Annotated in this window: 22 protein-coding genes; 12 read left to right on the top strand and 10 right to left on the bottom strand. The window is 69.7% G+C overall.

From position 1 onward, the window contains the following. Positions 1 to 352: 352 nt before the first annotated feature. A complete protein-coding gene (locus tag BLU42_RS16655) occupies positions 353 to 1,612 on the bottom strand; it encodes an MFS transporter (protein WP_157720041.1) in 1,260 nt (419 codons plus the stop codon). Between the two features lie 31 nt (positions 1,613 to 1,643). On the opposite strand from BLU42_RS16655, the gene BLU42_RS16650 reads away from it, so the two are divergent. Further along, positions 1,644 to 2,285 carry a hypothetical protein gene (locus BLU42_RS16650; RefSeq protein ID WP_157720040.1) on the top strand — a complete coding sequence of 214 codons (642 nt, stop codon included), beginning with the start codon at positions 1,644 to 1,646 and terminating at the stop codon, positions 2,283 to 2,285. 129 nt (positions 2,286 to 2,414) lie between these two features. On the opposite strand, the gene BLU42_RS16645 is transcribed toward BLU42_RS16650, so the two are convergent. After that, entirely contained in the window at positions 2,415 to 2,936 is a 522-nt protein-coding gene (locus BLU42_RS16645; protein ID WP_157720039.1) for a hypothetical protein, read from the bottom strand. A 274-nt stretch (positions 2,937 to 3,210) separates the two neighbouring features. Between BLU42_RS16645 and BLU42_RS16640 the strand changes: the two genes are divergently transcribed. Together BLU42_RS16640 and BLU42_RS16635 are read left to right on the top strand one after the other, a co-directional pair. Continuing rightward, positions 3,211 to 3,735, top strand: a complete 525-nt coding sequence (locus BLU42_RS16640) for a DUF805 domain-containing protein (protein WP_091076892.1) — start codon at positions 3,211 to 3,213, stop codon at positions 3,733 to 3,735. Positions 3,736 to 3,826: 91 nt separating this feature from the next. Further along, positions 3,827 to 4,474: a hypothetical protein gene (locus tag BLU42_RS16635; RefSeq protein WP_157720038.1), complete on the top strand. Its 648-nt coding sequence runs from the start codon at positions 3,827 to 3,829 to the stop codon at positions 4,472 to 4,474. A 111-nt stretch (positions 4,475 to 4,585) separates the two neighbouring features. Here BLU42_RS16635 and BLU42_RS16630 read toward each other — a convergent pair whose 3' ends face one another. From BLU42_RS16630 to BLU42_RS16615, 4 genes are all read right to left on the bottom strand, one after another. Continuing rightward, positions 4,586 to 5,434 (bottom strand): hypothetical protein, encoded by an 849-nt coding sequence (locus BLU42_RS16630; protein ID WP_091076885.1) that lies wholly within the window; start codon positions 5,432 to 5,434, stop codon positions 4,586 to 4,588. A gap of 197 nt (positions 5,435 to 5,631) precedes the next feature. After that, positions 5,632 to 5,871, bottom strand: a complete 240-nt coding sequence (locus tag BLU42_RS16625; protein ID WP_091076881.1) for a hypothetical protein — start codon at positions 5,869 to 5,871, stop codon at positions 5,632 to 5,634. A gap of 10 nt (positions 5,872 to 5,881) precedes the next feature. Continuing rightward, positions 5,882 to 7,645 (bottom strand): IS30 family transposase, encoded by a 1,764-nt coding sequence (locus tag BLU42_RS16620; RefSeq protein ID WP_091076878.1) that lies wholly within the window; start codon positions 7,643 to 7,645, stop codon positions 5,882 to 5,884. 839 nt (positions 7,646 to 8,484) lie between these two features. Next, a protein-coding gene (locus BLU42_RS16615) for an IS3 family transposase (RefSeq protein ID WP_407940214.1) occupies positions 8,485 to 9,662 on the bottom strand; the annotation gives its coding sequence in 2 pieces (ribosomal slippage) (positions 8,485 to 9,399 and positions 9,402 to 9,662; 1,176 coding nt in all). A 1,184-nt stretch (positions 9,663 to 10,846) separates the two neighbouring features. Between BLU42_RS16615 and BLU42_RS16610 the strand changes: the two genes are divergently transcribed. Together BLU42_RS16610 and BLU42_RS16605 are read left to right on the top strand one after the other, a co-directional pair. Further along, positions 10,847 to 11,728 carry a site-specific integrase gene (locus BLU42_RS16610; protein WP_091076874.1) on the top strand — a complete coding sequence of 294 codons (882 nt, stop codon included), beginning with the start codon at positions 10,847 to 10,849 and terminating at the stop codon, positions 11,726 to 11,728. Next, complete coding sequence (locus BLU42_RS16605) at positions 11,725 to 13,593, top strand: hypothetical protein (RefSeq protein ID WP_091076871.1); 1,869 nt, start codon at positions 11,725 to 11,727, stop codon at positions 13,591 to 13,593. Before BLU42_RS16610 ends, BLU42_RS16605 begins: the two co-directional genes overlap by 4 nt. Positions 13,594 to 14,028: 435 nt before the next feature. On the opposite strand, the gene BLU42_RS16600 is transcribed toward BLU42_RS16605, so the two are convergent. Beyond that, a complete protein-coding gene (locus BLU42_RS16600; protein WP_091076867.1) occupies positions 14,029 to 14,964 on the bottom strand; it encodes a hypothetical protein in 936 nt (311 codons plus the stop codon). A gap of 304 nt (positions 14,965 to 15,268) precedes the next feature. Between BLU42_RS16600 and BLU42_RS16595 the strand changes: the two genes are divergently transcribed. The 5 genes from BLU42_RS16595 (at position 15,269) to BLU42_RS16575 (ending at position 20,892) form a co-directional block, all read left to right on the top strand. Then, the gene (locus tag BLU42_RS16595) at positions 15,269 to 16,042 is read left to right on the top strand and encodes an enoyl-CoA hydratase/isomerase family protein (protein WP_157720037.1); all 774 of its coding nucleotides are present in this window, start codon (positions 15,269 to 15,271) and stop codon (positions 16,040 to 16,042) included. A 61-nt stretch (positions 16,043 to 16,103) separates the two neighbouring features. Further along, positions 16,104 to 17,645, top strand: coding sequence for a CoA-transferase (locus tag BLU42_RS16590; RefSeq protein ID WP_091076862.1), 1,542 nt, complete (start codon positions 16,104 to 16,106; stop codon positions 17,643 to 17,645). 58 nt (positions 17,646 to 17,703) lie between these two features. Then, positions 17,704 to 19,059 (top strand): MFS transporter, encoded by a 1,356-nt coding sequence (locus BLU42_RS16585; RefSeq protein WP_091076859.1) that lies wholly within the window; start codon positions 17,704 to 17,706, stop codon positions 19,057 to 19,059. Continuing rightward, positions 19,056 to 19,838 carry an SDR family NAD(P)-dependent oxidoreductase gene (locus BLU42_RS16580; protein WP_157720036.1) on the top strand — a complete coding sequence of 261 codons (783 nt, stop codon included), beginning with the start codon at positions 19,056 to 19,058 and terminating at the stop codon, positions 19,836 to 19,838. The genes BLU42_RS16585 and BLU42_RS16580 overlap by 4 nt, the downstream gene beginning before the upstream one ends. A 19-nt stretch (positions 19,839 to 19,857) precedes the next feature. Then, positions 19,858 to 20,892, top strand: a complete 1,035-nt coding sequence (locus BLU42_RS16575) for a LacI family DNA-binding transcriptional regulator (protein ID WP_172825813.1) — start codon at positions 19,858 to 19,860, stop codon at positions 20,890 to 20,892. Between the two features lie 10 nt (positions 20,893 to 20,902). Here BLU42_RS16575 and BLU42_RS16570 read toward each other — a convergent pair whose 3' ends face one another. Together BLU42_RS16570 and BLU42_RS16565 are read right to left on the bottom strand one after the other, a co-directional pair. Continuing rightward, a complete protein-coding gene (locus BLU42_RS16570) occupies positions 20,903 to 21,697 on the bottom strand; it encodes a sugar phosphate isomerase/epimerase family protein (RefSeq protein WP_157720035.1) in 795 nt (264 codons plus the stop codon). Between the two features lie 46 nt (positions 21,698 to 21,743). Then, positions 21,744 to 22,907 carry a DUF993 family protein gene (locus BLU42_RS16565; protein WP_091076845.1) on the bottom strand — a complete coding sequence of 388 codons (1,164 nt, stop codon included), beginning with the start codon at positions 22,905 to 22,907 and terminating at the stop codon, positions 21,744 to 21,746. 88 nt (positions 22,908 to 22,995) lie between these two features. Between BLU42_RS16565 and BLU42_RS16560 the strand changes: the two genes are divergently transcribed. After that, positions 22,996 to 23,469 (top strand): MaoC/PaaZ C-terminal domain-containing protein, encoded by a 474-nt coding sequence (locus BLU42_RS16560; protein ID WP_091076842.1) that lies wholly within the window; start codon positions 22,996 to 22,998, stop codon positions 23,467 to 23,469. Further along, complete coding sequence (locus BLU42_RS16555; RefSeq protein WP_091076839.1) at positions 23,466 to 24,647, top strand: glycerate kinase; 1,182 nt, start codon at positions 23,466 to 23,468, stop codon at positions 24,645 to 24,647. The genes BLU42_RS16560 and BLU42_RS16555 overlap by 4 nt, the downstream gene beginning before the upstream one ends. 395 nt (positions 24,648 to 25,042) lie before the next feature. Here the strand turns inward: BLU42_RS16555 and BLU42_RS16550 are convergent, their stop codons facing one another. Next, positions 25,043 to 25,453, bottom strand: a complete 411-nt coding sequence (locus BLU42_RS16550) for a Rieske (2Fe-2S) protein (protein WP_091076835.1) — start codon at positions 25,451 to 25,453, stop codon at positions 25,043 to 25,045. Positions 25,454 to 25,507: the final 54 nt, after the last annotated feature.

Raw genomic sequence — 25,507 nt, 5'->3', positions numbered from 1 at the left:
CAGCACGGCGGCGACGGGCGGCGTCCACTTAGACCACATCGCCGACCTGCCTCCCTTGGTGCCGATCACGAGGGTTCGACGCTAGGGGCTATAGCTCTGGTCGGCAACAAGGACGGGGTATCAGGTCAGTACCAAACCGCTTGCGAAACCCTCGCTGAATCCAAGCGACGGTCTCCGAGGTCCCGTGCTCCCACGATCGGTCAACCCGCCCAACCCACAGGGGCTCGTCAGCTTCGTCGCTAGTCGCAGGGGAAGGGGTCACATGGAAAAGTCGCACGCCACGTCAGCGAAACCGAGCGCCGTGGGCCGACCGGCTAACGGGCACGAGCGGTCGATGTCGCACACGCTGCGCTCAACCCCCTTCCTGTGCGACGCCCGCCGGTCTCCCGGTAGGGCTTCGGTGAAGGCTGCGAAGCGTTTGTAGGGCGAGTGCACCGGCGAGGAGGTAGGCGCCGGTATCGACGTTGATGATCAACGGGCCGAGCAGCGCGGCGGCTGGTCCAGCGAGGCTGATCCCGGCGAGCTGGGCGATGCCTTGGATGCCGTAGGTCGCGCTGACGATGCGGCCACGCTGCCCATCGACGGAGTGGGTCTGGACCGCGACGGCCTGCGCTGTGGCGTAGACGGCGAACGGGAACCCGGCGATCGCATTGAGCACGATCGCCGGCCACGGGCCGGCTGGCGCGACGAGCGGATAGTTCAGCATCACCACCAAGAGGACGCCGCTGCCCAGCGCGCCGGCACCGATGAGAAGAAGAGCCGGCCAACGGCCGGCGAAGCGCACGACGAACAGCCCGCCGAGGATCCCGCCGAGGGCCTGCAGCGAGAGCATGAGACCCAGCGCTGCGCTGCCCCCGTCCGCGACCTGCGACATCCACGGTGCGAGGAGAGCGGACACGAAGCCCTCCCCAAACCCGATGATCGCCATCACCACGACCAAGGGCCGCAAGACGGGGTGCTCGCGCACAGCGGCCCAGCCTCGCACCCACTGGCGCACCACCCCCTCCGCGGTCCTCGGCCGAGTGGTGCTCATCGCTCGTCGGACGACGACGACAAGCCCAGCAGCGAGGACGAAGCTGGCGGCATCGACGACAGCGACCAACGCCAGTCCGCCGACTCCAACGAGGACACCGCCCAGCGCAGGTCCAGCCAGTCGGGCAGCGTTGCCGCCGACCGCCAACACTCCATTGACCTCAGTAAGTCGGCCTGGCGGAGCTACCGCTGGGAGCAGCGTGTGAGTGGCCGGCGCCACGAGCTGGGCGATGCTCGAGCGGACGAAAGCCACGACCGTCAGCCACCACCAGTTGTCGTGCAGCAGGTAGGCCAGCGTGCACAGGCCCAGCGCCGCGTTCGCCGCGACCAGCACCCGTCGTGCGTCGGAGCGGTCGACCAGGACCCCGGCCAGCTGTGCGACTCCGACCGCGGGTGCGTACTCCGCGAGCGTGACCAGTGCTGTCAGCACCACGGAGCCGGTTGTGGCGTAGGCGTAGAACGGCAACGCCACGAACATCGCCCCCGTGCCGGTCGCTGAGACCACACTGCTGGACGTCAATAGCGCGACGTCACGCTCAAGAAGCACCGACCTCGAGGCGACCGGCTTCGTCTCGTCCACGACGGGCACGGTAGGAACTAGCCTGCTACGAATGACAGAGTCGATTCGTAGTAGTCGAGTTGCTGTGGTCACCGACCGGCGTCAGGCCCGGCTCCTCACCGACCCTCGTAGCGCGGGCTTCATCTACCCCTTCCTCGGCGAGGAACGATCCACGACGGGAGCGGCGGCATGGGCAGGCTGCTCCCTCACGACGATGGCCTACCGCGTCGGCGTCCTGCACGCCGCCGGCCTGCTCGAGCTCACCCGCGTCGAGGCCCGTCCTGGGCGGCCCATCACCTACTACCAGTCAAGCCATGACGCCTACCGGGTGCCGCTCGCCGCCACCGGCTACACCGATCATCAAGACCAAGCCCGACGCATCGGTGCCCCCATCTACCGACGCATCACCGACGCCTACAGCCACGCCCTCCTGCACAGCGGCACGGCCGCCCGGCTCATCAGCCGCACCGCGGACGGCAGGATCACCAGCACCGACGAACCACCCGAGCGGACTCGACGAGGCCACCCGCTGCTGTTCAAGGACCGCGCCCTCGAGCTCACCGCCGAGCAAGCCGACTGGCTCTGCGCCCAGCTCGACGCCACCCTTCAGCAGCTCAGCGACACTCCGCCCCTCAACACCAGGCCGCGCCACACCTACGCCGTCATGCTCGCCGCCGTACCCCTCGAAGACTGACACCCGCCTCGAGCAGAACCCTGTCTCAAAGCCGACCGTCGTGCGGAGCACGCAAGGCGACCGTCCTGCGGAACGACTCGCGTGGCTCTTCTTGCCGGGAGCTCTCCTCGCACCTGTGGACCGACCATCTTACCTCGTCGAGGGGCGCGATCCGCGGCACTTAAAGCTCGCGGACTGGATGTCAGGGTGCTGTGCCCGACCGCCGAGCGGCAGTAGGGCGGCAAGTGACTTGAGCTCAGTTGACGTCCGGTCGTAGGGCTCGCTGATGATGAGCTTCTCGCGCCAGGGCTTGCCCCGACGAGTCTGGATTTCGCGAGTGAAGGTCGATTGCAGGAGGTCGGAGAGGATGTCGATGGTCTCTGCTTCCCAACCGTCACGCGGTTCGGGTCGCGGCGAGTAAGCCTCGTCATGGCCCATAACGCCGTAAAAGTTCACCCAGCCGTCGGTGACGACGAAGTCGATCTCCAGCCACGGCTCCGCTTCATGGCGCAGCCTCACCCAGGTCTCACCACGCTCGCGTTCCACCACAGACCGCGACGTATCAAGCCGAGCTGGCTGGAGTTCGTCCAGCAAGGCGACAACACCCTGCACGACGCGCTGCTGGGCCTCGGAGGCACCGCTGAAGTTCAGTCGGGCGAACCAGGTGGTCACGAGCACTAGCGTGGGCCACGGGCACGACCCACGCCGGCAGTTCCTGCAAGCTGTCCGTCCGACCAGCGCCGACCGTCTTCACAAGCCGACCGTCTTGCGGAGCTCGCAAGCCAATCCCGACCGCCGTACGAAGCAGGCGCAACGGCCGCGCCTCCCCGACTGCGGGCGTCATCGCGGGCTTGCAGAAGCCGCCGGAGTCGAAGCGCGATAGCCGATCCCGTGGGAGGCTGACGTGCGATCGAGCGCGGCGCGCCGGCAGTAGCGGAAGGAAGACGTGGAGTTCTCAGGGCGCGGGCCGAGCTGGGAGGACAGACTCCTCAAGCTCGGACAGACCGGAACCATCGACGGCCGCGGAGCCCGCGATCAACCCGTCTACGGGGCCTCCTCATGGCAGGCGGCAGAGCTCTTCTGGACGCGGTACGTCACTTTCAGCGGCCGAGCGAGCCGAAGCGAGTTCTGGTGGTGGATGATCCTCGCCGCCCTGGTTGCCGTGGTGCTTGAGGTCGTCCGCTTCGTAGCGGTTGGAGGAAGCATCGCCTTGTGGTGGGCCGACTACTCCTCACCGAGTTATTTCAGCCCAACTAGCCTGCCGGGCACCCTCTGGGCCCTTGCGACCTTCGTCCCCTCCCTAGCGCTGAACGCTCGACGGCTGCACGACACGAACCGCAGTGGTGGGTGGCAGCTGATCGTCCTAGTGCCCGTCGTCGGGTGGGTCTGGCTACTCGTGTTGTGCGCACAGCGATCTGATCCCCGTGGTGAGCGCTACGACCGAGCGTTCACCGTTTCACCTGCGACCTGAGCGATTATCAGAAGGCGACCGTCATACGAAATCGGTCGGTGTAGAGCCTTACCTGCCTCCAGGAAGGAGGCGAGGTCTTTAGGCTCGAGTGGTGGCGATTGATGAGGCCGAGCTCGACCAGTACTCCGATGAGACCCGGAGCCGGCTCAAGGCAGCTGCGGACGCGTTCGCCACGGCAATCGAGCAGCACACTGCGCGCCTGCTCGAGCTCAGCGGAGGCTCCACCCAAGTCCACGAAGTCTTCGGGTTGAACGCCACCGTCCGACGAGCCGCGGCTTCCTGGGACGACGCCGTCTTTGACCACACTGGGACTTTTCCGCTCGCCGTCGATCTCGACGAGGACGACGAGGATGACGTACTCGACGACGACGAGGAGGAGGACCTGTCGTCCGAGGTCTCAGTCAGCGTCGTGTCGCGCTGGGACCTCGAGGTCACCAGCGTTGAGGACGTCGTTGCTGCCGGTCGGGAGGCGCATCGTCGGAACAACCCCGACGAGTCCGACCAAGACGCGCGCGCCAGAATCGGAGACAGGGGCGTTGGGCAGGCCCTGTACGCGCTAGTGCACGACTTCGGAGAGCCGTGGTTCGAGATTCCGGGCCTGGAACTGGCGGGTGCGCATCGCGTCTACGTAGCGCGTGACGAGCAGCTCGAGACGACCGACGACGAGGACGAGGACGAGGACGAGAGCCTCCCAATCGTCATCCCCGGTGGCGAGGTGCTTTACCGCGAAAGCTGGTAGAGCCAGGCCGCAGCCGACCTCGAAGGCCGACCCCCTGCGGACCACGCACGAGGGCCATGCATTTGCCCTGGTGCGGTCGCGACTCGAGAGGTGGAGCCTTCACCCGCGGCTTCAGCCTCGGGTGCCTGGAAGCGTGGGCGGTGGCGGTGGCATATCGAGGTACTCGGCGGCCGCGCTGGACAGGGAGAGGATGAGTTCGCGGAACCAGCGTGGGGCGTCTGGGTGGAGCTGGTGGGTGCTGAGGGAAGGGTCCAATTGCTCTCCTCTCCGTTCTGCCTCTTCGAGCCGGTTGAACAGTGCAGTGAGCTCGGCCGAGCTGCCGATCACCTCGAGAGTGCGACCGCGCCTCTCGAAGTGGAACGGTCTGCCGGGATGACCCACGGGTCTCGGCATGAGGACGAGCCGCTCGATCGGTGCGGCGGTCCACCAGGTCGTCCAGTCATGGTCCTGAAGGACCGATCGCGCGATCCGGCGGAGCCAGCGAGCGTGCGGGGGGTCGTTCCAGCCGCCGGCGATGACTATCCATGGACGCGGCTTGCTCGGGGCTTGCCGTGGTGGTGTTGAGGCTCCCTGAGGTGGGAAGGTCGACAGGTCGTCGAGCATGGTCTGGTAGCCCTCGTCGCTGCTCTGTTCGGCCTGACGACGGAGAACCTTGAGGAGGAGGCGTTGATCGGCGGACGTGATGGTTCCGGCAGCGCGGAGCAGGACGAACCCGGCCACGATGAGCTGGTCGGCCGAGTCGTCGTCGTCGGCCGCCTCGCGGGCTAGAGCGGTGGCTTTGAAGCCGAGGACGACATCGAGGCGTGGGTCTGCTTGGAGCACAGCGGCTCCGTCCGACCACTCGCTGAGGGTGTCGGAGCCTTCATCTGTGCCGAAGGGCAGCGTGTCGTCGTTCGCAGCGAGGTCGGAGTCGTAGATCGCGTCGGTGAAGTGGGCGCGAAACGCAGGGTGCGGAAGCACGACCTCAGTACACACGTCAGTGGCAGAGAACGATCCCGGATGACGTCCGTTTCGCGGTGCCATGCAAGGCGTACGGCGCCGGTCCTAGTCCTAGCTCGGCCCGATTCTCGTATGACCCGCCCGAGAAAAAGCCCGGTGAGCGGGCGGCAGGTCCAAGTCGTCGACGCAACACTCGGTCTGATTCGAGAGTTTCGAGCTTACTGCTCGGCTCGTCTGCGAGCCCTCTGGAAGGCCAGGAAAGTCAAGATCATCCCTGCTACGACCAGCAGGTTGCCGGTCATGAAAGTCCATCGATGACCGATTGCGTTGATCACCGCGAGAACTACAGAGACGGTGGCGATCATCAACGGGGTGCCGAGCCAGCCGTTCCCGGGCCAGTTGTTGCCGAGGGCAGCACGCTTCGCTGAGGAGGCATCGCTTTCGTCCTCTGACTCCACCCTCGCGACGCTATACCTCGCTAGCTCGCTGCGCAGCGATAGAAGTGGACCGCGCGGCGGCCCGCAGCACGCTGGCAGGAGTGCGGTAGCCGAGGTTCTTGCGGGGGCGGTGGTTGAGGTCGTCCTCAACGGCCTTCACGGCTGCGGCAGGGTGGACTGATAGGTCGGTGCCCTTCGGGAAGTACTGGCGCACGAGACGGTTGTAATTCTCGTTCGCGCCGCGCTGCCAGGGGCTGCTGCGCTGGGCGAAGTAGATCGGCATCCCAATCATCTTGGCGAGGTCTTGGTGGCGGGCCATCTCGACGCCCTGGTCCCAGGTCAGGGTGTGCTTCACCTGGGGCGGCAGGCCCGAGAAGGCTTCTGCGACGGCCTGGTTGACGCTGGCGGCGGTGTGGTCGCTGGGCAGGTTCACGATGAGGCCGAACTGGGTGACGCGTTCACGCAGGGTGACCATCGCGGACGCCGAGCCGACGCCGATGATGAGGTCGCCTTCCCAGTCGCCGACGCATTCACGCCGATCGACCGCCGCTGGGCGCTGGTTGATCATGGTCATGTTCTGCACGGGCGCGCCGCCGCCGGTGGTGCTGAGCCACCTCGACTTGCGGAGGCGTCGACCGGTGCGCAGGCGTTGGCAGTAGCGCTCGTGCAAGGTCGCCCCGCCGGGCACGAGCAGGGCGCGGTAGATCGTCTCGGGCGACACGCGCATGCGGGTGTCGTCGGGGTAGGTGCGGCGCAGCCAGCCCGAGATCTCGTCGGGTGACCAGTAGCGGTTCAGCTTGCGCTGCACCAGCCGTCGCAGCCGCGCGTTAGCGGCGAGCTTGTGAGCTCGAGGGCGACGGCGCTGCACTTGGGCGCTGTGGTCAGCCGAGTGGGGCAGGTAGCGGCCCTGGTCGTCGCGGTGCCGGTCGAGCTCGCGTTTGATCGTGGAAGGGCTCCGGCCGAGCTCGGCGGCGATCTTGCGCAGCGACCAGCCGAAGCCGAGCAGGTCGGCGATCTTCAACCGCTCCGGCAGTGACAAGTAGCGCCCGCTCCACCATCTGGCCGGAGTCTGGGCGACGGTCTGGTAGCGGCTGCGATGGCGGATCCGCGACCCCGCTCGACGGCTCACACCGAGGATCTTGCAAGCCGCGGTGTTCGTCAGCCCTGACCTCATGAGCTCCCAGTAGCGAGCCTCGCGTAGTTCGTCGCGCGTGGGGGCAGGTGCCGTGAGCAGTGCTGCCTGACGCGTTGCCGACCAGATCGCCCGAGCGTCGGCAGCGACGACGGCGCGCTGCTGCTCTGCTACTCGCGCACGCCGATCCGCTTCCCACCGCTCAGCGCGCCGCGGCGGGATCCGAAGCCGCGCCGCCGCGGCCCGGACGGTCAAGCCCCGCTCGCGAGCCTGCTCAAAGCATCGGCGCCACCAGCGGTAACCGGTGGCCAAGCTCACCGACGCTGCACGGGCTGCTTCGACCGCGCTCGCGCCGGCGTTGAACGCAGCCCAGAACGTCTCCTCGACAGCCACGTCATGCGCCAGGTGATGCCGCGGGTCCGGCCCGGCAGCGAGGCGCAGCTGTTCCCACTCGAGCACAAGCCGTGAGGAGTAGCCCAGCTGCTGCTGCGCCTCGACCACACCGACCCCTGCTTGGCGGAGCTCGACGAAGGATTCGCGCAGCCACCGGTAGGCGGTCTCCTTCCCGATACCCGCGGCGCGGGCGGACGGTTTGAGACCGTGGCCCTCCCTGACCGAATCCAGGAACCTCCGACCCAGCGCAGAACTTCGACGCAGATGCATGACCCACCACCTCCACTGAAGGTGTTGCGTCGATCGATAGACCCTGGCGGGCGTCAAACGAAAATTCCTGGGAACCGCGCCAGCGCCGTATCTGCGCTTCGCTTGCTCAGGTCGGCCAGGGGCGCTGGCTCTTCCTCGCGCGTACAGGTGCCCGGGGTACGATCTGACGTAAGCGCTGAGGGCCTCGCGGGCGTTGCCTCCTCCCTCAGACATCCGAAGGCCCGCACCACTGGTGCGGGCCTTTCTCACTCTGGTTGCCAACACTAGGAGCGCTCTCGGTCACCTCGGACTGAAGCCGAACCTCCGGATCCAAAGCACTCTTCGTGTTCGAGGGGAGAGAGGCATCCGGCGTACCTGGCGCACGCGGCGGTACCGGCGGCTCGTCGACAGGAAGGTTTTGGTCAGCGATGCTTTCCTGACCCTACGTGATGCGCGGCCTCCGGCTGCATCCGTAGGACGTCGGCCCCTCGACCGAACGGAGGTGCCACGCCGTGCAAGGCGTACTTCATGTCCCGGGTCCGGAGCGAATTTGCGGACCGCGCTCGGGCTACGTCCTGTTGGTGCGCGGGGCCGCGCGCTTGAGCCTGGGAGCGAAAGGGTCAGTTCGGCAAGGCGTGGAGCCCGCCCCTGGGCTAGCAGGTTTGCTAGGTCAGGCCCCAGGTGCGGGTATCGCTCCACGGTACGTGAGTACGGGTAGGCCAGCGTTTGAGGACGATTTGGTTCGGGTCTAGGCGGGCTGAGCCGGACTGCCTACGTCTCGGTGATCCTGCCTCGACCGAGTCGTTGGGGTGGTGAGTGGGGACTGCTGCAGGTCTGGTTGACACTCGGGGTGAGTTAGTTCAGGCCGCGTTAGCGGCCAGGTAGATGGTCTCAAACTCGATCGGGGTGAGCCGGCCGAGGCGGCGTTGCCGACGTCGGCGGTGGTAGGTCCGCTCGATCCAAGTCACGATCGCAAGCCGGAGCTGCTGTCGGCTGGCCCAGCGGCGGGTGTTGAGGACGTTCTTCTGCAGCAGCGCGAAGAAGCTCTCCATCGCGGCGTTGTCACCGGCTGAGGCGACTCGACCCATCGAGCCGCGCAGACCATGCGCGTGCAGCGCGGCGACGAACTTCCTCGATCGGAACTGGCTACCTCGATCGCTATGGACCACGCAGCCCGCCACCACGTCGTGGCCGCGTCGCGCGGCGGCGCTGTTGAGGGCGTCGACGGCGAGCGCAGCCTTCATGCGGTCGCTGATGGAGTAGCCGACGATCCGGTTCGAGCAGACGTCCTTGATCGCGCAGAGGTAGAGCTTGCCCTCGGCCGTCCAGTGCTCGGTGATGTCGGTCAGCCACAACACGTTCGGCGCGTCGGCGGTGAAGACGCGCTCCACCCGATCGTCATGGACCGGCGGACCTGGACGGCCGCTCTTGCCGTTTTTGCTGCGCTTGCGGCTGTGGGCGGAGAAGATCTGCGCCTGCGAGCACAGCCGCCACACCCGCCGCTCACTCGCCTGATGGCCGGCAGCTCTCAGCTCGTCGGCGACGAAGCGGTAGCCGAATTCCGGGTCGTCGCCGTGCACGGCCAAGGCGGCGTCGGTGAGGTAGGCGTCGTCGAGGTCGCGGTCGCTGACCGGTTGGTGCTGCCAGGCGTAGAAGGCCTGACGCGAGAAGCCGAGCACCCGGCAGGTCACCGCGACGCGAACTCCGGTCGCGGCCAGGTCGAGGACCAGCGGGTAGGTCAGTTTGGGGACTGGCCAAGTTTCAGGTTCGCCTGCGACAGATACGCCGCGGCTCGGCGCAGGACCTCGTTCTCCTGCTCGAGGAGCCGGTTGCGGCGCTTCAGCTCGCGCAGCTCGTCCGACTCCTGCCGCGTCGTGCCGGGCCGGGCGCCCTCTTCGACGTCAGCGGACTTGAGCCAGTTACGCAGGCACGACTCGCTGATCCCGAAGTCCTTCGCAACCTGCGACAACGGCGCCTCGCCGCGCCGGGCGACCGCGACCACGTCGTCACGGAACTCCTTGGGATGGGGTGCGGGCATGATCGACATCCTTCCGCAGCGGCCCTCAGCCGCCACAAGTCAGATGTCAACCGAACCTGCAGCAGTCCCATGCCGCTCCTGGAACCCTCTGCGCCGAGGGACGTTGCGCTTACTTGTGGTAGCCACAGGCGAGCCCTGCACGCAACAGCGTTGCCTCTTGTGTAGCACCGTCGCACGTTGCGTTTGCACGTATCGAATAGGCAGTTCTGAAAGGCCCTTTCTGCGCTCTTGGCTTGGCGTGCAACACGGTCAGGCAGGTTCCGATTTGTCTTTGTCGGGTGTGACGTAACAGGTTGTACACCGTTTGCGCAACCTTAGCGCTGCGCGTGTCGTCGTCGACTTCCGCCGCAAGCGCAATACTCTGCGTTTGCCGACCAAGACCCAGCTGTAGGTGAGAAGTCAGATCTAGATCAGGAAGGGCGGAAGCGCACAACTCCGAGTCACGTCTAGATCGATGAGGTCGTACCGCGTTGGAGGCGCAGAGGTCGTGGTTGGTTTGGTGTCTACTGCTCTTGCGGGCGCGCGCAGCCGTGCTGAAGCAGGCGTTGAGAGCGTGCCCTCGCCTCGCGTAAGCAGTGGCGAGTACCGGCCTGCGATCAACGTGGGGTTCGACGCTTCGCTGAGCTTAAGCAAGGGCGAGCTCCTGGCTAGCCAGGATCAGTGGTGTGGCTCTAGGGTGCCCCGCGGTCCGCCGACTCCACTTGGACGAAGGTCGAAGCCGCGCTACTTCGTCGCTGGCTCCGCGCTGAGGCCCTCGTTGACAGCTCTAGCCAAGCGGAAATGTCACCTATAGGTTACATCTGCTGGTTCCAGAAACGGCGAGGGACGCCCTCCACAGGCGTCCCCAGCCAAGCAATCCATCACTTTTAGCTCGCCGGTTTAGCCGACCGGCGTCGCCTCCAAGGAGAACGACAGTTGCGACACTACCCCTGCTCCGGCATGCCCGGAAGTCGACCCGCCGACCAGTCCGGCGAGGTGGCTTTCTGATGGGCCGCCACAAGAGCATGAAGCCGGCCCTCGACGCTGGACCGATTACTGCCGTCCGTGCCACGACGCTGTTGCCACTCGCGGTGACGGCAACCGTCTCGACCAGACGCGCACCCCGGCCCAAGCTGGAAGCTGACTCCGCTGCACGGCACGAGCCGTCTGCGCGTCTTGCTTCTCTGCTCAACTACCGGCCGCGAATGAAGATCAGCAAGGCAGTCATCGAAGCCGCTGCCGAGTTGATCATGCAAACCCCAATGATCAGCACGACGGAGGACCGGTCGCTGATGGGCGAGTTGTGCCGGCTGTTGAAGTTCGACACCGACAACCATGGCGGCCACCTCGACGTGAAGCGAGCGCTCAGGCCGTCAGTCATCGACCACTACCTCGGCCAGGTACGCGCAGGGCGCACGGCCGGTGGGTTGAACACGCTCCGGCTGCGGCTCTACCGGGTCGGACGCCTGCTCGATCCGCTCGCGTTCCCTGAGCCGCGGTTGACGCTCCCGCGTCCGAAGGAAGCACTGGCGCCTGACACTTCCGAGAACATCAGGCGTCTCTACGCGAAAGCGCGGACGGCGAGCCCCGCACTTCGGCGAAAGATGTTCTTCGTTCTTGACCTGGCGACCGGTGCCGGCGCCAGGGCTTCCGAGATCCGCGCTCTCAGAGCCTGCGACATCGCGCGGGCCGAGCAGGACCCAGTGATCGCCGTCGTGACGTTGAAGAGCGACACCTCGAAGGCCATGCGGGAGGTGCCCGTCATGGATGTCGACAAGTCGGCTCGGCTCCTCGCCCTCGCGGCGTCTGCTACCGACCCTTGGGCGCCGCTGGTGCCGATGGGCGAGAGGGGCGGCGTCCACAGCGTGCAGACCGAGTTGCGCAAACGAAGCCCAGCTCTGTCGTTCTCCGCTGTACGGCTGCGTCACTGGTGGATCGTCGACCTGTCCAACAAGAACGTGCCGGCCGCGATGGTCTATCAGCTCGCCGACCTCAACGACAGCCACACGATCGCCACCCTTCGGCGCTACATGAACACCTACCAGCCGGCAACCGCGCTGGAGATCCTGAAGGCGGCGACCAAGTGACCACCCGGCGAGGCGAAGGCACCTACACGATCAAGAACACCCTCTTCACTCAGATGCGCCTGCTGGTCGAGGCGTCGGGTGCTGAGGCGTACGTAGAGGGCTTGAACGGCGGCCCGAAAGGGCCTGGGGGCCGGCCCTCCGCGGAGATCAAGTACACCTTCCGCGCCGTTCTCGTGGCGATGGCCTTCCTCACCTATGTCGGCATCCTGCCGTCGATGGCCGAGGTGTTCCGCGTGATGATCTGGGTGTTCACCGACGAGCAGCGAGCGTCTCTCGGGGTGATCCTCAGCGAGGAGGACCGACGACGGCTGTGTCGGGACGAACTGGCTCAGCGGCGCGAGTACACCCGCTTCCAGCAGTGGCTCACCCGGCTGCTGACCTGCCTCGACTCCCACGCAGACATCCCAGCCCGGAGGCTGACCAACGCCGACGCCAAGCTGCGGCTGTCAAAGCGCAACAAGGAAACTTCGGCTCGCTCCTTGCAGGCATGGCTGTCGGCGCACACCGTGGTCAACCTCATCGTTGCCGGCTCCGTCGCCGATAAGGCACCCGCGGGGTACGAGGGTGACATCGTCGTTGACGAAACCACGTACGACGTCAGCGCCGTGCGGAGAGGTGACGGCACCAAACCCCACGCCTACAGATCGCCCGTTGCGATGGCAGCCCTCTACCGACGCGGCAAGGGCACGGTGCAAGACGGAGCGGACGGCTTCAGCGGCACCACCGAGAAGATGGCGGAGGGCATCGGCGTCACGGCCATCGTCAGGCACGGAGCCGTGAAGAACATCCGCAACGTCACCCCACTCATCACCGCCATCAGCTTCGGGCGAACCACCTCCGGGTCGGTACAGGCCACAGAGATGGCCCTGAAGCACCACCTGGCGAACGGACTGGACCCGCGTAAGCCCACCGACGGCAAGAACCGGCGGCAGCCGACCTGCACGACTGACATGGGCTACAACGTGAAGAACGGGTGGGCCGAGATGCTCTACCGCTACGGGTACAGCCCGGTCGGCCGCTACCCGGCACCGTGGCACACGGTCTCAGAGCTGCTCCCGCTCGCGGGGGACCGGGACCCCGACCAGGTCGCCCCGGGACCGATTATGGCTTCAGGCGCCATCTATTGCCCCTTCGCTGCCGGTCTGATTGGAGATGACAAGGGTTGGGTCCGGCGGTCGGCGGATCTGCTGAAGGACGGCGGGGAAGAGCGCGACAGGGCGCTCGCCGCACGACTGCCGCTGCTCATGGGCACCAACAGCCGCCTGCGGATGGCCGCGCTCAACCCGGGCAGGCCCTCGAAGACGGCTCCCCGCGTCGAGGTGCCGAAGGTCGACCTGATCTGCCCGGCCGTCCAGGGACGCGTCCGCTGCCCCCTCAAGCCGGAGTCGATGATCGCGCCGTCCGATCAGGTCCGCACCATCCAGCCCACCTGGGCTGCCGAGAGCAAGAAATGCTGCTCCCAGGGACACGTCACCGTCGCCCTGAACCCGCAGCAGTTCAAGCAGTACCAGCCGGCGTACGTCCCCGGCTCCTGGGAACACACCTACTTCTACGAAGCCGTCCGCGCGCTCAACGAGCGCGCGTTCGGCATCGTCAAGTCCCCTCACGAGTCGAACGTGCAGAAGATGAACTGGGGCGCACGCCGAGAGCCCATCATCATGCTGAGCATCGCGCTCATGGTCGCCATCACCAACTACAAGAGGCAGTGGGGAGTCATCGAACCGTCCGAAGAGGGCGAGGAGCTCACCGAACTCGCCAAGCCGGAGGAGCCCGAAGAGCTGACCATCGGCTCGTACCTCGAGAACCTCGCGAAGCTGGCACGCCGACTCGGCCGACCGCCGACGATGATCCCGCCGAGAACGTAGACACACGAACTGATAGTCGAGGGGCCGAACCACCTAGGTGGTTCGGCCCCTTTCGCGTCTCCACACGAGTAATGCCCTGGACTTTTTCGGCCCTCAGCGACCTCGATCGCTGACCCCGACTCAGGCCTCCCCACCGCGTGACCCCGGGTTCCAGGCCGAGCGCGCACCCGAGACGCTTCAGCTGCCCGTCACGGCCGCACAGGGCCATCTCAGGGTGGAGGCGCCCTCGCTCTTAATGCTCGGGACTTCCCACCTGGTATGTCCGGGACGCGTACACCGCAACCTCGCGCTGACTAGGAATCGTGAACCGCTGACGATCACGAGGACCGGTCCTTCGGGGCCGGTCCTCTCTGCGTCTCGGGGCGAGTCGGTCCAGATCATGCAGGCACGCGTACGCCCGGCCGTCGGAGGACGGCCGGGCGCAGCGGCGGTGCGTCAGACGCGGGCGGACGCCGCGTAGTCGCCGGTCGACGACCCCTTCTGCGTCTTGCTGGTCGACGTGGTCGTCCAGAAGTAGGTCCCCGGGCCGGTGACGGTGACCTTGGTCGTCAGGGTGCCCCTGCTGCTCGCCGTGGCGCTGCCGACCTGGACGGCCGGGGTGCGGTCGTTGCTCTGGAAGTAGAGGCTCGCCGCCTTGCCCTGGTACGCCGTGCCGTTGCGCTTGACGGTGCCCTTGACGGTGATCTTCGACCCGGGCGGCGTCGTCTCGGGCGTGGCGTTGACGGTGACCGCCACCTTCGCCCGCGCGTCGCGCACCTTGTTGGTGCCGACGACGGCGTGCTCGAACCTCGGACCGAACTCGTCGGGGATCCCGTCCTCGACCGGCACGATCGTCTCGTCCCCGCTGGGGCTGGTCCTCGCGCCCTGGACGGGAGGGACGGGAGGGATGGGGTTGAACGGGCCGAGCACGAGGATCCCGACCTCGACGGTGCCGTTCTCGAAGCCCTTCGCGCTGTCCTCGGGGTCGGCCGTCAGAACGGTCTTCAGGGTGTGCTCCTTGCTGTCGCAGGTGAAGACGGGGAAGGGCACCGTGTCGTCGTCGGAGCTCTCGAAGTAGGCACTGGCCTTGTCGTCCTCGCTGTACGTGTCCTGGAAGACACCGGGACTCACCGCGATGGTCGTGGGGTTCTGCGCGTCGCCGCAGCTGTAGACGAACGGCACGGCGACACGGTCGCGCGCCAGCACGGTGACCTTGTGGTTCACGACGTGCCACCGCAGGGCGAAGTTCGGGTCGTTGACCCGCTTCTGGGACTGCGTCTGGTGGTGCTGCCGGAGCCACGGCGACTGCGTGTCGGCCGAGGCCGCGGTGGGGACGAGGAGCGCGGCAGCGGCGAGGGTGCCGGCGGCCAGGACGGGCAGAGCGGGGCGCATGAGGGCCCTTTCTGAGTTCGGGGGTGCGCTGACCTTAGGCGTCCTTCAGGTTCCGCGTGGGGCTTTCGCCCTATTGCTCCACGGCTCGGCCGAACGGCGTCGTGCTCGGGCCCGACCGGCGCGGGACGTCGAACGCCCAGCCCCATGCGGAGTGGTGTCCCACGGGTGCCGGGGCGGACGTCCGAGAACCTCCTGCAGCCTGGCGAAGCCGCCACGAGCCGGGCGAGCTTGCGTACGTCCGACCGGCCCCCTATGGTCAGGTAATCGCTTACCTGAAGGAGGGCCAGTGTCGGCTCCCGGTTCTGTGAGCCTCAGCCGCGGCCGAGGCCCTGATCGCGCGGTCGCGGTGGTCCGGCTGGAGAACGGGCGCCTCAGCCCGATCACGGACGCCATGCGGGCCCGGCTCCGCGAGGTCGCTGACGAGCTCGGCGACGACCCCGACGTCCGCGCCGTGGTCCTGTCGTCCGCGTCGGCGGCGTCGCTGTCGGTGGGTTCGGACCTGAACGGCTTCCCCACCGACACCGAGGCGGGACTGCGGGTCTCCCAGGTCGAGCACGAGGCGTACGCGGCCTGGGCGGAGCTCCCGCAGCCGGTCGTCGCGGTCCTCCGGGGCCACACGCTGGGCGGTGGCCTCGAGCTCTCCCTCACCGCGGACGTCCGCGTGGTCGAGCAGGACGCCGTCCTCGGCTTCCCCGAGGTCGCCGTCGGGGTGTTCGCCTCGGGCGGCGGCACGCAGCGCCTGCCTGCCCTGGTGGGAGCCGGACGCGCGGCACGCCTCCTGCTGCTCGGCGAGAGCATCGACGCCGCCACCGCCCTCGACTGGGGGCTGGCGACCGAGCCGGCCGCGACCGGCGAGGGCGAGGCCGTGGCGATGGCGCTCGCGCGCCGACTCGCGGTGCTGCCCCGGGGTGGCGTCCAGGCGACCAAGCACTGCCTGCGCACCGGACTGCTGCACGGGGCCGCCGCGGGCCACGCCGAGGAGGCGACCCGCATCGCGGCGCTCTACCCGACCCGGGACGTGCGCGAGGGGGTCGCCGCCTTCCTCGGCAAGCGGCCCGCGGTCTTCACCCACGACTGAGGCGCGACGGGCGGTCCTCGCCCTGCCCTGCCCACCACGGACCGACGCCAAGGAGCCAAGCATGCAGATCGTGACCGCCGAGGAGGCCGCGCGCCACGTCGCCGACGGCGACACCGTCGTCATCGGCGGCAGCGGGGGCGGCCACGCCGTGCCCGAGGCCCTGATCGCCGCCCTCGAGGCACGCTTCCTCGCCACGGCGTCGCCCACGGCGCTGACCGCGGTCCACCCCGTGGGTCTCGGCGACAAGGCGACCCTGGGTGCGCACCGGCTGAGGCACCGCGGTCTCCTGCGCCGGGTCGTGTGCGGGACCGTCGTGGACGCACCCGGCATCGCCCAGGCGGCGGCGGAGGAGGAGATCGAGCTCTTCTGCGTCCCCCAGGGCTCGTTGTCGCAGCTCATGCGCGAGTCGGCCGGAGGCCGTCCCGGTCTGCTCACCGAGGTCGGCCTCGGCACCTACGTCGACCCGCGCGAGGGCGGCGGCAGCCAGGGGCGGCCGAGCGACGACCCGCCGTCGCGCGCCGTCGAGCTGGAGGGACGGCCCTACGTCTTCTACCCGGCGGTCCACGCCCAGGTCGCCCTGCTGCGGGGCACCACGGTGGACGCCGCCGGCAACGTCTCCATGGAGGGCGAGGCCTACTTCGGCGAGATGCTCTCGATGGCCCAGCTGGTGCACAACCGCGGCGGGACCGTGGTCGTGCAGGTCGCCCGGCAGGCCGGGGCGGGGGAGCTGCCTCCGAAGCAGGTCAAGATCCCGCACTTCCTGGTCGACCTCGTGGTCCTCGTCCCCGACCAGCCCACGACCTACCTCACCGCGGACAGCCCCGCGTACGCCGGGCAGGCCCGCGTGGAGGTCACCTCGCTGCCGCCGCTCGTCGCCGGTCCGCGGGCCCTCATCGCCCGGCGCGCCGCGCAGGAGCTGCGCGCCGGCGCCGTGTGCAACCTCGGCTCGGGGATCTCCACCGGCGTCGCCCTGGCCGCGGCGGAGGACGGGATGCTCGACCAGGTCGTGCTGACGAACGAGCAGGGCCTCGTCGGCGGGCTGCCGATGAGCGGGCTCGACGCCGGCGCGGCCGTGAACTTCGACGCGATGGTCGACCAGCCGTACCAGTTCGACCTCTACGACGGCGGCGGGCTCGACCTCGCCTTCCTGTCCTTCGCCGAGGTGTCCGGCCGCGGCGACGTCAACATCAGCCGCTTCGGCGGTCGCATCGTCGGCGTCGGCGGGTTCGTGAACATCAGCCAGGGCGCGCACGCCGTCGTGTTCAGCGGCACCCTCACCGCGGGCGGGCTGGAGACCGGTTGGGACCACGAGGCCGGCGCGCTGCGCATCGTCCGCGAGGGTCGTTCGCAACGGTTCGTGGACACCGTCGAGCAGGTCTGCTTCAACGGCGTCCTCGCCCACGCCCGTGGCCAGAGGGTCGTCTTCGTCACCGAGCGCGCCGTGTTCGAGGTCGACGACGAGGGCCGCCTGGTGCTCGTCGAGGTCGCCCCCGGGATCGACGTCGAGCGTGACGTCGCCGCGCACGTCGGCTTCGACCTCCGCCGAGCACCGACCCTCCGCGTCATGGACCGGTCCCTGTTCGACCGGTCCTACCCCGCCTGAGACCCGCTGCAACCACGGCTGCCGCACCCACCACCCGCCTGTGACGAAGGAGTCCTCCATGAGCAGTCCGAGCACGCTCGACCCCGAGCGCGACGTCGACCCGACGCAGGAGCGCCGCGTCCTCTGGGCCGGCGTCGTCGGCTCGGTCGTCGAGTGGTACGACTTCGGCCTCTTCGGGGCGGCGTCCGCGCTGGTCATCGGGCCGCTCTTCTTCTCCAGCGACCTCTCGCCGGCGGCGGCGACGCTGGCCTCCTTCGCCACCTTCGCCATCGGCTTCTTCGCCCGACCGGTCGGCGGGCTGCTCATCGCGAACTTCGGCGACCGGCTGGGGCGCAAGCCCGCCCTGGTCTTCACCCTGTTCCTGATGGGCGGCTCGACCTTCCTCATGGGCTGCCTGCCGACCTACGCCTCGATCGGCCTCTGGGCGCCCGTCCTGCTCGTGCTGCTGCGGCTGTGCCAGGGGGCCGGGGCCGGGGCCGAGCTCGCCGGGGTCATGACGATCATCGCCGAGACGGTCCGGCCCTCGCGCCGCGCCTTCGGGACCGCCGTGCCCAACGGCGCGACCGCGGTCGGCTCGGCGCTCGGGGTCGTCACCTTCCTCGTGGTCTCGCAGCTGCCCGATGAGCAGTTCCTGAGCTGGGGCTGGCGCGTCCCCTTCTGGTTCAGCGCGGTGATCTTCGTCGTCGCCGTCTTCATCCGGCGCCGCATCGAGGAGACGCCCGAGTTCCTCGCGGCCCAGGAGCGCACCGAGCGGGTGGCCACCACCGTCCGGGTGCCGCTCTTCGGGCTGCTCCGGACCCACTGGCGCGAGGTCCTCCTCGGCTTCGGGGCCATGTCCGGCCACCAGGCGATGTCGTACATCACCACCACGTTCGCCATCAGCTACCTGACCGGCACCCTGGACGTCGGGCGGTCGGTGACGCTCGCCGCCTCGCTGACGGCCTCGCTCGTCGGCGCCGTGCTCGCGGCGGGCTTCGGCCACCTCGCGGACAGGATCGGCGCGCCCCGGGTTTTCCTGGCCGGTGCTGCCTGGTGCCTGATGATGGCCTTCCCGTTCTTCCTCCTCATCGACACCCGCGCGCCGCTGCTGATCGTGCTCGGGCTGGTGGTGACGTACTCGATCTCCTTCGGGGCGATGGGCGGGGCCCAGGGCGCCTTCCTGGTCAACCTCTTCCCCCCGGAGGTGCGCTACTCGGGGGTCGCGATCTCGCGCGAGCTCGCCGGCACCATCGTCGGTGGGCCGGCCCCGCTGATCGCGGCCGCCCTGGTCGCGGCGAGCGGCGGCCAGCCGTGGCTCGTGGCCGCGTTCCTCGCGGTGGTCTGCGCCGTCTCGGTCGTCTGCCTGCTGGTCGCCCGGGCCCGCGTCGGCGACATGGTCGTCACGCAGCCGGCTGCTCGTGGAGCGGCCCGGTGAGTCCCGTGGACCGCGTGGGCGCCGTCAACCCGGACTTCAGCCTGCGCGGGGAGACGGTCCTGGTCAGCGGCGCGACGGGCGGCCTCGGTCGTCCCATCGCGATCGCGGCCGCCCGGGCCGGGGCGGACGTGGTCGTGCACCACCTCGACCAGCCCGCCGTCGCCGAGGAGGTGCGGGCCGGGGTCGAGGGCCTCGGGTGCTCGGCGCTCGTCGTCGAGGGCGACCTGACGCTCGACGCCGAGGTCGACGCGGTGTTCGAGGCGGTGGCTCGGCGCTTCGGCCGCTGCACGTGCCTGGTCAACAACGCCGGGATGATGGTGCAGGCCGACCTCGCGGACATGACGCGCGCGCAGTGGGAGGCCACCCTCGCCAGCGACCTCACGAGCCCGATGACGATGACCCAGCGGTTCGCGGCGCAGGACCTCGAGGTCGGCTCGGTCGTCAACGTCGCCTCCCAGCTCGCCTTCAAGGGTGCGCGTGGCTTCTCGGCGTACGTCGCGGCGAAGGCGGGGCTCGTCGGTCTCACCCGCTCGCTGGCCCGGGAGATCGGTCCGCGCATCCGCGTCAACGCGGTGGCCCCGGGTCCTGTGGTCACCCCGCTCATCGCCGACCTGGTCGACGACGAGGCCTGGGTCCGCGACCGGACGGGGGGCTCGGTCACCGGGACCCTCCACGAGCCGGACCAGATCGCCCCGGCGGTGGTGTTCCTCGCGTCCCCCGCGGCCTCCCTCCTGCACGGGCAGACGCTGCACCTCAACGGGGGCGGGGTCATGTTCTGAGCGGTTTAGTGTGTCGGCGGTGAGCCCGCCGCCCGACCGCCACCGGCCGACCGTGAAGGAGGTCGCCGCGACGGCAGGGGTCTCGGTCGCGAGCGTCTCGCGGGTCCTCAGCGGCTCGCCCAAGTTCGTCTCGGACGAGACGCGCACGCGGGTCCTGGACGCGGCCGCGCACCTCGGCTACTCCACCAACGTCGCCGCCCAGGCGCTGGTCACCGGCCGGGCCGGCAACATCGCGGTGCTGGTGCCCGACCTCGGCAACCAGCACTTCACGGCGATGGTCCACGCCGTGGTGCGCGACGCGGGTGCGGCCGGCTTCCACACCTTGATCGGCGACTCCTCCGACCGGGTCGAGGAGGAGCTCGGCCTGGCCGCCGCCCTCCTCCAGCGCGCCGACGGGCTGATCATGTGCAGCCCGCGCTGCGGCCCGCCCGACCTGGGCCGGCTGCTCGGCGCGCGCAAGCCGTTGGTCACGGTCAACCGCCGCTTCGTCGACCTCCCTGCCGTGGCGAGCGTGGAGACCGACGTCCTCGGCGCGACGCGGGAGCACGTCGAGGCGCTGCTGGCGAGTGGCCACCAGCGCTTCGCCTTCCTCGGGGCCCGCCTGGCGTCGGAGCAGAACCGGCACCGCTGGACCCTGATCGAGCAGCTGGTCCGCTCTCACGGCGGCGAGGTCTGGGAGCTCCCCCTCGACGACGCGGCGTCAGGTCTCGCGGAGGCCCTCGTCACCCTCCTCGGCCGGGGCTGCACCGCGGTCCTGGCGGCCAACGACCTGACCGCCGCAGAGGTCGTGGCCGTGCTGCGTGACCTGTCGGTCAAGGTCCCGGACGACGTCTCGGTGACCGGCTTCGACGACACGCGGCTCGCGCACTGGCTGACCCCGAGGCTCACCACGGCCCGGATGCACGAGGGCCGGCTCGGGGCGGCAGCCTGGGAGGCGCTGGTGCGGCTGCTGGAGGACCCCGACGACGTCACGCACGTCACGTTCGACACGTCGGCGATCTTCCGCGACTCGACGGGACCGGCCCCGCACCCGGCCGCCCACCGCGCTTCCTGAGCCGAGGTCGTCAGCCGTCCTCGGCGCGCGCCCCCGCCAGGGCGCCGAGCGCGTCGACCCCGGCGAGGGCAGCCGCGAAGGCGACGTCCGCGGGCCGCGCGTCCCAGGCGTCGCTGAGCACCTCGACCTCGACGACGCCGTCGAAGCCGCTGCCCGTCACGGTCTGGAGGAAGCCGTCGAGGTCGACCACCCCCTCGCCGGGCATGCCGCGGCTGCGGAGCTGGTGCACGACGGGCGTGACCCAGTCGGAGACCTGGACGGCGAGGAGCCGGTGCGGCGCCCGGGCGAGCTCCTCGCGCCAGTAGGCGTCCCACCACACGTGGTAGGCGTCGAGCGCCAGACCGACGGCGGGGTGGTCCAGCGTCTCGACCAGGTCCACGGCCTCGCGCAGGCTCGTCACCACGGACCGGTCCGCGATCATCATCGGGTGCATCGGTTCCACGGCCAGCCGCACGCCGTGGGCGCGTGCGTGGTCGGCGAGCCCGGCCAGCCCCTCGGCGACCTCGCGACGCGCGCGGGTCAGGTCCGTGCCGACCGCGGCGCCGCACACGACGACCAGCGCCTCGGCGTCGAGGACCCGGGCTGCCTCCACGAGGAGGTGGTTGTCGCTCCGGCCCGCCTCCCTCGCCGCGTCGTCGCGGGCGGGGAACATCCCGGCCCGGCACACCGAGCTGACCCGCAGCCCTGCCGTCCGGACCAGCCGGGCGGCCTCGTCCACGCCGAGGGTCTCCCAGGAGGAGGACCACAGCCCGATCCCGCCCAGGCCCGCCGCGCTGCTCCGGTCGACGAGCTCGGGCAACGCCATCGACGGGACGGTCACCGAGCTCAGCCCTGCACGTCCACGCTCCACGTCAGTCGACGCCCTGGGCGCGCAGGAACGACCTGAGCCGCTCCTCGGTCCGGTCCGGGTCGGTGAAGTACCCGATCGTGTTGGCCCGGCGCACCACCTCGACGAGGTGGAGCAGCGAACGGCCGGACTCGAGACCGTCGAGCATGCGGAAGTGCGGCTGGAGCCCGTCGAGGTAGGACAGCCAGGCGATGCCGGTCTTGTAGAACTGCGTCGGCGCCTCGAACACCACCCGGCTCACGGCCTGGGTGGGCTCGAGCACCGCCCGGAAGGCGGCTTCGTCGCCGGCGTCGAGGTGGCGGAACGCCGTCGAGGCCCAGGGCGCCAGCGCCGCGAACGCCCCGAGCAGGGCGTGCGAGTGCGTACGGCCGTCCCCGGCGATCATGTCGGTGTAGTGGAAGTCGTCGCCGGTGAAGACGTCGACCCCCTCGGGAGCGCGCTGCCGGAGCCTGACCTCCAGGACCGGGTCGAGCAGGGAGACCTTGATCCCCTGCACGCGCCCGGGCCAGGCGTGGAGGAGGTCGACGACCGTGTCCAGGGCCTGCCCGGTGTCCGTGGTCCCCCAGTAGCCGGCGAGCGTGTCGTCGAAGGCGGGACCCAGCCAGTGCAGGAACACGGGTCCCGGCGCCTCGCTGATGACCTGGTCGTAGACGAGGCGGTAGTCCGCCGGGGTCTGCGCGACCCGGGCCAGGTGGCGGCTGGCCATGACGACCGGCGTGCCGCCGCCGGAGGCGACCACGGCGACCTGGCGACGGTAGGCGTCGGCCACCTCCTGCAGCGTGGGCGCGGTGCTGGTCAGCGCGTCGGTCGTGACGCCCACCGCGACCCCGGCGCCGCCCCGGGGGTCGTCGGCCATGGTCCGGCGCGCGAGCTCCATCGCCGCCGCGGCCGGGAGCCCCATCCCCCGCTGCGCGGTGTCCATGGCCTCCGCGACCCCCAGGCCGTAGGACCACAACCGGTGCCGCAGGGCGAGCGTGGTGTCGAGGTCGATCGCCGCCTCTCCGCCGTACGTCCCCGCACGCGAGGACCGCCAGGGGTCGGGCACGACGTGCGCGGCCGCGAAGACGCGGCGCGAGGTGGGCGGCGCCGACGCGGGCGTCAGCTCTGCCGGACGTCGCCACTCGAGGGCTCGTGGGGCCCCGTCGAGGTCGGGAAGGGTGAGAGGCATGCCGGCTCCTGTGCAGGTAAGCGATTACCTCTAGACTATCGGTACCACCCGGAGGCGCCACGACGGCGCCTCGACGAAGGGAGAACGAGTGCCCAGCGACCTCACCTGGAGCGACCTGCGGGTCGGGCAGGGCTTCGTCTCGCCCGGGCGGACGGTGACCGAGAGCGACGTGCTCTCCTTCGCGGGCCTCACCGCTGACTTCTCCCCGATGCACGTCGACGACGAGTTCGCCCGGGCGTCGCAGTTCGGGGGGAGGATCGCGCACGGGCTCCTCGGGCTGGGGCTCGCCCACGGGCTCATGCTCGGCGGCCGGCTCCTGGGCAGCAACGCCATCGCGTTCCTCGGCCTCTCGGAGTGGAGCTTCTCCGCGCCGATCATGCTCGGCGACACCATCCACGTCGAGTTCGAGGTCGCCGAGCTACGGCTGCGGCGCAAGGACCCGAGCCAGGGGATCGTCACCTTCGCCGCGCGGGTGCTGAACCAGCACGGGACCGTCACCCAGTCGGGGCGCAAGGCCATCCTCATGCACGTCGACCAGCCTTCGGCCGACCTCGGCGCGTGACGACCCCCGGAAGGTCGCCGCGGCTCACCGCGCCGTCGGGGACCAGGCTCGCGGTTCTCATCGCCCCCGACAAGTTCAAGGGCTCGCTGGCCGCGGCCGACGTCGCACGGGCCCTCGCGCGGGGCATCGAGCAGGTTCGACCAGATCTGCCGCTGGTGCAGATGCCGGTCGCCGACGGCGGGGAGGGCACCGTCGAGGCCGCACTCGCCGCCGGGTTCTCGAGGGTCGAGGTGGAGGTGGAAGGACCCACCGGCGGACCTCTGCTCGCTCCGTACGCCCGTCGGGGCCGGGATGCGGTCGTCGAGCTGGCGAAGGCCGGCGGGCTGGATCGTCTGCCCGACGGCCTGCGCGCGCCGACGAGGGCATCGACGTTCGGGGTCGGACAGCTCCTGCGGCACGCGCTCGAGGCAGGCGTCGAACGGGTCGTGCTGGGGCTGGGTGGAAGCGCCTCGACCGACGGCGGCGCGGGCATGGTCCAGGCGCTCGGCGCACGTCTGCTCGACGAGCACGGCTGCGAGCTCGGACGCGGGGGCGGCGAGCTCGCGAGACTCGCGGAGCTCGACCTCAGGGAGTTCGTCCGGACCGATCACGTCGAGGTCGTCGTCGCGAGCGACGTCGACCACCCCCTGCTGGGCGAGCGGGGAGCGGCAGCCGTCTTCGGTCCGCAGAAGGGTGCCGACGCCGCGCAGGTGCGGGCGCTCGACCGGGCGCTCGGGGTCTGGGCCACCCACGTCACCAGGTCGACCGGGGTGCCGTGGGCGGACGAGCCCGGAGCCGGTGCGGCCGGCGGCACGGGGTTCGCTGCACTGGCCCTGCTCGGGGCCGAGGTCCGCCCGGGGATCGACCTGGTCCTCGACCTGGTCGGCTTCCACGAGGCCCTCCTCGACGCGCAGCTCGTGATCACCGGGGAGGGCTCTCTGGACGGGCAGTCGCTCAGCGGAAAGGCACCTGTGGGCGTGGCCCGAGCCGCCGGGCGGCACGGCGCGCCGGTCGTCGTGGTCGCCGGCAGGAGCCACCTGACGCCCGCGCAGGCCGGCGACACCGGGTTCGCCGAGGTCTACGCCTTGTCGGAGGTCGAGCCTGACCCGGCACGCAGCATGGCCATGGCTGCCTCGCTGCTCGAGCAGGCAGGAAGACGCGTCGCCCAGGCGTGGCTCGCTCCTGCGCCGGACCGGTAGGCGAGGGCTGCGGCGGCGGTCTGCCTGAACCCTCCTCCGGGTGCCTCTCGTGCCACCCGGTGGTCCATATGCCCAAGAACGATGGCGACGAGCGGTCTCCTCGTACCTCGTGCCCTCGCGTGGAGGCCTTCGCAGCAGCTCGGCCGGCCGGGGGCTCGTGCTTGCGGGATGCCGAACCGCCCTGGGACCCGGACGGCGCACCCCGACGTTCGCGTTGCCCGTGCTGCGGCGTGGAGCGGGCCTACCAGGACTCCTCGCCTTCCGGGGTAGCCCGGTTCCGGGGAGGCGTGGCTCACCGCGGGCGCGCCCTGGCGTGACCCGGCCGTCGGCGAAGACGGCCCGACCACGGGAGAGCGGCTGCGGCGGCTGGACCCGTCCGACGGGCAGGCTCCGGGCTAGGCGACCGAGACGGAGTCGCCCGAGACGGTGGCGGTGCGGGCCGCGAGGGGCTGGGTCGCCGGGCCGTTGACCACCGAGCCGTCGGTGATGGAGAACTTGCTGCCGTGGCAGTTGCAGTTGATCGTGTCCGTCACGTCGGCGACGGGGCAGCCGGCGTGCGTGCAGATCGAGGAGAAGGCCTTGAACTGGCCCGCCGTCGGCTGGGTCACGACGGCCTGGGCGTCGGCGAAGACCTTGCCGCCGCCGACCTCGATGTCGCTGGTCTTGGCGGTGACCGGCGCCGCGGAACCTGCACCCGACGCGTCCGGACCCCCGCCGCAGGCGGCGAGCCCACCGAGGGCAGCGGCGGCGAGACCGGTGGCGCCGAGGACGGTGCGGCGGCTGACGGGACGGGCGTACGGGCTCATGGGCGGGCCTCCAGGTGCGTCGGGTCGTCAACGGTATGCGGTGCCCCCGCGGGT

It is taken from the genome of Microlunatus sagamiharensis, from assembly GCF_900105785.1.
In the GTDB taxonomy this organism is placed as follows: Bacteria; Actinomycetota; Actinomycetes; order Propionibacteriales; family Propionibacteriaceae; genus Microlunatus; species Microlunatus sagamiharensis.
Note: the sequence above shows the minus strand (reverse complement) of the source record. Positions and strands in the feature narration are given on the sequence as shown.

Coding starts and splice junctions, on each gene's coding strand:
- BLU42_RS16585 (WP_091076859.1), top strand. CDS start 17,704: ATGAGCAGTCCGAGCACGCTCGACCCCGAGCGCGACGTCGACCCGACG.
- BLU42_RS16590 (WP_091076862.1), top strand. CDS start 16,104: ATGCAGATCGTGACCGCCGAGGAGGCCGCGCGCCACGTCGCCGACGGC.
- BLU42_RS16620 (WP_091076878.1), bottom strand. CDS start 7,645: ATGCATCTGCGTCGAAGTTCTGCGCTGGGTCGGAGGTTCCTGGATTCG.
- BLU42_RS16565 (WP_091076845.1), bottom strand. CDS start 22,907: ATGCCTCTCACCCTTCCCGACCTCGACGGGGCCCCACGAGCCCTCGAG.
- BLU42_RS16650 (WP_157720040.1), top strand. CDS start 1,644: ATGACAGAGTCGATTCGTAGTAGTCGAGTTGCTGTGGTCACCGACCGG.
- BLU42_RS16570 (WP_157720035.1), bottom strand. CDS start 21,697: ATGGCGTTGCCCGAGCTCGTCGACCGGAGCAGCGCGGCGGGCCTGGGC.
- BLU42_RS16550 (WP_091076835.1), bottom strand. CDS start 25,453: ATGAGCCCGTACGCCCGTCCCGTCAGCCGCCGCACCGTCCTCGGCGCC.
- BLU42_RS16600 (WP_091076867.1), bottom strand. CDS start 14,964: ATGCGCCCCGCTCTGCCCGTCCTGGCCGCCGGCACCCTCGCCGCTGCC.
- BLU42_RS16610 (WP_091076874.1), top strand. CDS start 10,847: ATGAAGATCAGCAAGGCAGTCATCGAAGCCGCTGCCGAGTTGATCATG.